This is a genomic window from Mycobacterium sp. (assembly GCF_049802695.1).
Taxonomy (GTDB): domain Bacteria; phylum Actinomycetota; class Actinomycetes; order Mycobacteriales; family Mycobacteriaceae; genus Mycobacterium.
Genome location: NZ_JBARMY010000500.1, coordinates 1 through 5,464 on the forward strand (window position 1 = coordinate 1; position 5,464 = coordinate 5,464).

A 5,464-nucleotide genomic window follows, 5' to 3' on the forward strand; every position below is an offset into this window, starting at 1 on the left:
ATCACGTAGACCAGCGCGAAGATGACGACCCAGAGCAGGTCCACCATGTGCCAATAGGTGGCGCCGGTCTCGACCGTCGATATTCGGCGGTTCTTCGGGTCGCCGAGGTTGACGAAGACAACACCCAGAAAGACGAGACCGAGGGCCACGTGAAACACGTGTACACCGGTCAGCAGGTAATAGAACATGAAGAATTCGTTGTGCGAAAAGGTCAGGCCCGCGGTAATTTTCGTGGACCACTCATAGATCTTCAGTAGCAGGAACAGCGCACCGCAGAGACCACCGGATACGGTCAGCCGCACCGCTCGGTCGTAGTCACGCACCCGAGATGCCTGCACGCCTCGTGCGATGAACCACGAACTCGTCAGCAGCAGCAGCGTGTTGATGACGCCGACCGTGAGGTTGAGTTGCCGTTGCGAGTCCAGGAACAGCGCGTGGTGTTGATGTCGGTAGACCATGAAGATGAGGAAGTAGCTTCCGAAAATAATCAAGTCGCCGAGCACGAAGACCCACATGTCTTTGTCACCCGGGAGATGTGTTGTGCTGCCGCCTGAATCGGCTACCGCGGCGTGATCAAGCGCGGCCGCGGTTTGCTCTGCGTTTGTCATCGCCGTTCTCAGTCCTGGATCTGTTCGGCCGCCGGCTGGCGTGTGATCGCCCGGTAGAGCAGCCAGATGATGCACATTTCCCAAGCCACGAACACGGCTGTGCCAACCCAGAAGCTGATCGAACCGTTCCACGCCACCGGGCCGGACTTGAAGATAAATACGGGTGCGGCGAGTAGCTCCGTCACGATCATCCAGATGGACATGTACGCCAACCACTTCGGCAGGATGTCGTTGCGATCGAGGAAGATGGCGAGCGCCAGAACCATGTTCTGTGTGCAGAAACAGCCCAGCGATCCGACATAGGACAGCAGGCACCAGTCGTACAGCATGACCATGATCTGTGGGTCACGATCCGGCCGGAACGCGGCCGCTACGAACGCGAACCCTGGCAGCACACACCCAGGGATGGCGCCGACGGTGAGGGATGCGATGTAGCCGTAGGCGAATACCGGCGCCACCGACATCCGCTTGATCTGCAACGCGATCAGGCCGTTGGCCACGCCGGTGAATCCCACAACGACCATCAGAATGGCGAACCCGATTCGAATAGTCAGCGAATGTGCGTGGAAGAACTCGACGATTTGCCCGGGCCCGACGTCTGGCCGCGGTGGCGGCATCACCCGGGTGAGCACGACGAAGATGAGCCCGAAGAGGATGTAGAAGATCGGGATCGTCCACCAGGCGATCCGCTGATCGATCTTGGGAATTCGCTTCCAATGCAGAGTGTTGCCGGTCGGCGTGGTGACCGGCGCCGCGGTCGCAATCGCTTCGCTCACCGCGTCACCGTCTCGGCCAGCGTGCCTTGTGACCGCTCGTCCTCGGCGGGTTCTTCGGCTGCTTGCCGTTTGATCGCTCTGCGCAGGACGAAGAACATCACGGCGATGTTTACGCTGAAGGCGCCGAGCCGCAGCCAGAAGGACACGGCACCATCCCAGGCCAGCGGTCCGGTACGGAAGATCACGGCGCACGCGGCCGGTGTCATTGCTGCGGCTGTCGCGACACTGAAGTAGGCGACCCACCGCGGGAATATCGGTTGGGCCCGCGCATCGAGCAACACTGCCAGGGCCAGGCTGAGATTCGCGACGACGACCATGCCGACCGGGGCGGTGAAGATGAGCCATGCCATGTCGTTCAGCAGCAAGATGAGTTGCGGATTGCGGTCCGGCCGGAATGCCGCGACGAGCCAGAAGATGTCGGCGATGGCGAAAAACGTTGCAGCGCCCGCGATGCAACACAGATAGCTATAGGCGAGCAGTTGGCTCGGCAGCGCCATCCGCTTGATCTGAAGGACGATCGTCATGAAGAACGGAATCAGCATGATCGCGCAGAGATTGAACGTAATCATGCTGAAGCGGATCAGCGCCGTGTGCTGTGCGTAGAAGGCGGCGACCTGGTCGGCAGGCATGTCCGGGGACATCGGTGGGAAGAACCCAGGGAAAGCGAAGAATGCCAGCAGCAGAATCGCCGCGAAGAACGGCGTGATCCACAGACTTATCCACTGCGCCCTGACGTTCATCGTCACCTACGCTCTCTCGGCCTAGCCGGTCGGTTAGCCGAACCCACAGTAGCCGATCGGCTAGCCGGGATCAATGGGGCCGGGATCGGCATGGAGGAGCGTTCGTGGGCCGCCTATGGCTAGTCGAGCGGCTACTGTGGACGCGTGTCTTCCGCCGATGCTGGGATCCCGGCGCGGCTGAATGCGGTGCCTAGGTCGGCCGCGCAGATCCGCACCATGAAGGCCGCTCTGGAGCTGTTTTCCGAACATGGTGTCAGCGCGACGTCGTTGCAGATGATCGCCAATGCCCTCGGCGTGACAAAAGCGGCGGTATATCACCAGTTCAACACCAAGGATGAGATCGTCCTCGCCGTCACCGAAGCCGAGATGCTGAAAATCGAGGCAGCCTTGGACGCCGCCGAAGCAGAGCACGACCGCCTTCGCGCCCGCGAGATGCTGCTGGTGTGGGTGATCGACCTGGCGATTCAGCGCCGCCGCCTGGTGAGCGTGTTGCAGTTCGACCCCGTCATCATCCGGCTGCTGGCGTCCCACGAGCCGTTCGTGGCGGTGATCAATCGTCTCTACGGCGTGCTGATGGGCGATGACGCCGGCCCGAAGTCACTGGTTCAGGCAGCGATGTTGTCCGCGGCCATCGGGGGCACCGTCGCAAATCCGCTCGTCGACGGGCTCGACGAGCAGACACTGCGTGAGCAGCTCATCTTCCTGACCCGGCGCATCGTCGGAATCGCATAGTTGCTCTGCGCTAGCTGGCGGGCGAGCAATACCGGGGCGTTCCGAGCCGTGCCCCGTTATATCGATCCACCTCGAGCGCCGAGCTTCTAATCCGGCGGCTCATTCTCCGAGCCGCGGGTAGGGGCATCTTCCCTGTCGCTGGGTTTGCCCGGAACGCCTTCCGCTTCCCGTTCATCGGCAACCTTCTCATCGAGCTCATCGACCATGCTCTCCAGCTCCTGAGCGCGACTCAGTGGGTCTTCTTTGTCGGGTTCCGTCATATCGCTTCCATTGACTTGAGATCATCGGCCGGCGGACCTTACGCGATTCCGCCACAGCGCATACCCTGCCGTGCGCGTTGGTAACCCGTTGCCGACGTCCTCAACGACGTTGCTGTCACCTATCGACGGGTCGCCGAGCCGCTTCGCTCGCTGTTGCTGCATGACCACCTTCGCGGGCGAGGCGTCCGGCGGTTGCGGCACGAAACAGCATCTTCGGGTACAGCAGCCGGGCGGGCTTGTCGACGAGGGCCACAACCTTCGCCAACTGCTCAGCGACAACAATGTCGGACTCGGCGGCGGTCTGAAGCCGGTCGACGTATCTGTTGGTCAGGCGCAACGACAGTGGCCTGGGGCCTTCGACCTCGGGCAGGTTGAGATCACCCCCAACGGCGAATCGCCAGGCCACGCCGATCGGTTTGGTCGAGGCTCGAAAGTAGTTATGCGCCAAACCACTTGCGCCACGAGATAGACAACGCTGGAGTGCCAACGCTTCAAGTGCGGCCACCGTCATGCCCTGACCGTAAATCGGATTGAAGCTGCAAATCGCGTCGCCCAACACCAACAGGCCGGCCGGGAACCGCCGCATCTGGTCGTAGCGCCGCCAGCGGCTCGCGGGATAATGGAACCGGCAGACCTCGGTGAGGGGCTTCGCGGCACCAAGCGCCTTCAGCACGTGACCGGGGGCGAAGTTCTCGGCGAAGGCCAGCATCTCGGCCGGCTCAGTCGGCGGTTCGTGGCCCGCCATTCCGAAGACAGTGAACATCCAACCGTCGTTTTCGTATCTGAACAACGCCATCCCGGTAGGTCGGCCCGGAACCGGACCGACGAGGACGATCAGTTCTCTCAGCGCGTCGGGCGGAATCCGCAGCAGCTGACTGGAATACACCACCCGCACGCCGATTTTGTTCTCGGTGGGACGGCCATAACCCAAAGAATCCAAGACAGCAGGCGTTCGCGCACCGCGGCCGGTGGCGTCGGCAACGAGATCCGACGTCAACACCCGTTCTTCACCGGCACCGTCACGGGAACGAATCCGCGCGCCGGTGACGCGATCGCGCTCGGTGGTCGACGTCAGATCGACAACGTCATAGCCTTCCAAAAGCGTGACGTTCGCCATCGCACGCAAACGTCGCCGAACAAGACCCTCCAACAACATTCTGCTCGGGATGAACAGCGGCGGAATGTCTTTGAACCCACCGCTGCGCATGGAGTGATGCCCCGCAATAGAGAAGAACCCTTTGGACAGATCGGTGTAGTCCAGTATGGGGGCTCCGGCCTCAACGAGTTCATTGAGGAACCCAGGGAACAGCTCAGCCAAGACTTGGGAGCCACGTCCCAGCAGGGCGTGCACGTGACGGCCCTGCGGCACGCCACGCCGGTTCGCCGGCTCGTCAGGCAGCACATCGCGTTCGACGATCGTGACACGGTCGTAGAAGTCAGCCAACACTCTGGCGGCGAATAGGCCGCCCATACTCGCACCGAGAACTACTGCATGCTCACCAAGCTTGGCCATCAGCCGCTCCGGACCCCGATGTGGTTAGGACATTATGTCCGAGTCGGTTCCCACTGTCTGCGGAATGCGACTTCGGCTTTGCCATGTGAGTCAGCACCGTTTGGCCAATGCATTGCAGAGTTTGCGACGGCGCAGCACTTTGGCCGGTATGGCTTCTGCGGCAACGGTGGTGAAGGGTACCGCTAGTGGGAAATCCCCTCTGAGGGAACGAATGTCAGTCCGTCGGAGGATGGTGGCCAGGGCCAGGGTGATCTCCAGCATCGCGAAGTGGTCTCCGATGCACGACCGTGGGCCGGCGCCGAACGGCAGGTATTGCCAGCGGTTCCGCGTTGCTGAGTTTGGCGCGCTGAACCGGTCGGGGTCGAACCTCAGCGGGTTTTCCCACAGTCGAGGGTCGCGGTGAACGGCATAGACCCCGGCGATCAGCGTGGTGCCACGCGCAATGCGGTAGCCGTCGACGGCGATATCTTGCATCGCTTGCCTGCCGATCGCGGCACCCGGCGGGCACAGACGGAGCGCCTCCTGCACTACGGCAACGGTATAGCCCAGGCGGGGAACATCGTCGGGGGTGAGGTCGCCGTCGCCCAAGTCGGTGACTTCGGCGACCACGCGTTGTTGTAATTCGCGATAACGGCCCAACGACCACAACGCATAAGTCAGAGTCGTGGCGGTGGTGTCGTGGCCGGCGACCAGGAACACGATCAGCTCAGCGCAGATCTCGTCATCAGAGAGCCCTTGTCCGGTCGCCGGGTCGGTCGCCGCGATCAAGGCATGCACCAGCGGCGCCCGGACGGTGGGATCGGCGCGGCACGCCTGCAGAATGTCGGCGGCAAGC

At 62.2% G+C, this 5,464-nt stretch carries 7 protein-coding genes; 1 reads left to right on the forward strand and 6 read right to left on the reverse strand.

From position 1 onward, the window contains the following. The 3 genes from WA317_RS19695 to WA317_RS19705 form a co-directional block, all read right to left on the reverse strand. A partial coding sequence (locus tag WA317_RS19695) for a cytochrome c oxidase subunit 3 family protein (RefSeq protein WP_425174634.1) occupies positions 1 to 608 on the reverse strand: 608 nt, incomplete at its 3' end. 8 nt (positions 609 to 616) lie between these two features. Beyond that, positions 617 to 1,384, reverse strand: coding sequence for a hypothetical protein (locus WA317_RS19700; RefSeq protein ID WP_425174635.1), 768 nt, complete (start codon positions 1,382 to 1,384; stop codon positions 617 to 619). After that, positions 1,381 to 2,124 carry a hypothetical protein gene (locus WA317_RS19705; protein WP_425174639.1) on the reverse strand — a complete coding sequence of 248 codons (744 nt, stop codon included), beginning with the start codon at positions 2,122 to 2,124 and terminating at the stop codon, positions 1,381 to 1,383. The genes WA317_RS19700 and WA317_RS19705 overlap by 4 nt, the downstream gene beginning before the upstream one ends. Positions 2,125 to 2,340: 216 nt before the next feature. Here WA317_RS19705 and WA317_RS19710 point away from each other — a divergent pair, with 216 nt between their 5' ends. Further along, a complete protein-coding gene (locus WA317_RS19710) occupies positions 2,341 to 2,856 on the forward strand; it encodes a TetR/AcrR family transcriptional regulator (protein WP_425174640.1) in 516 nt (171 codons plus the stop codon). An 86-nt stretch (positions 2,857 to 2,942) separates the two neighbouring features. On the opposite strand, the gene WA317_RS19715 is transcribed toward WA317_RS19710, so the two are convergent. From WA317_RS19715 to WA317_RS19725, 3 genes are all read right to left on the reverse strand, one after another. Continuing rightward, on the reverse strand, positions 2,943 to 3,116 hold the full coding sequence (locus tag WA317_RS19715; protein ID WP_425174636.1) for a hypothetical protein: 174 nt from the start codon (positions 3,114 to 3,116) through the stop codon (positions 2,943 to 2,945). A gap of 115 nt (positions 3,117 to 3,231) precedes the next feature. Then, positions 3,232 to 4,629 carry an FAD-dependent oxidoreductase gene (locus tag WA317_RS19720; protein ID WP_425174637.1) on the reverse strand — a complete coding sequence of 466 codons (1,398 nt, stop codon included), beginning with the start codon at positions 4,627 to 4,629 and terminating at the stop codon, positions 3,232 to 3,234. A 90-nt stretch (positions 4,630 to 4,719) separates the two neighbouring features. Then, on the reverse strand, positions 4,720 to 5,464 hold a 745-nt coding region (locus WA317_RS19725; RefSeq protein ID WP_425174638.1), incomplete at its 5' end, for a cytochrome P450.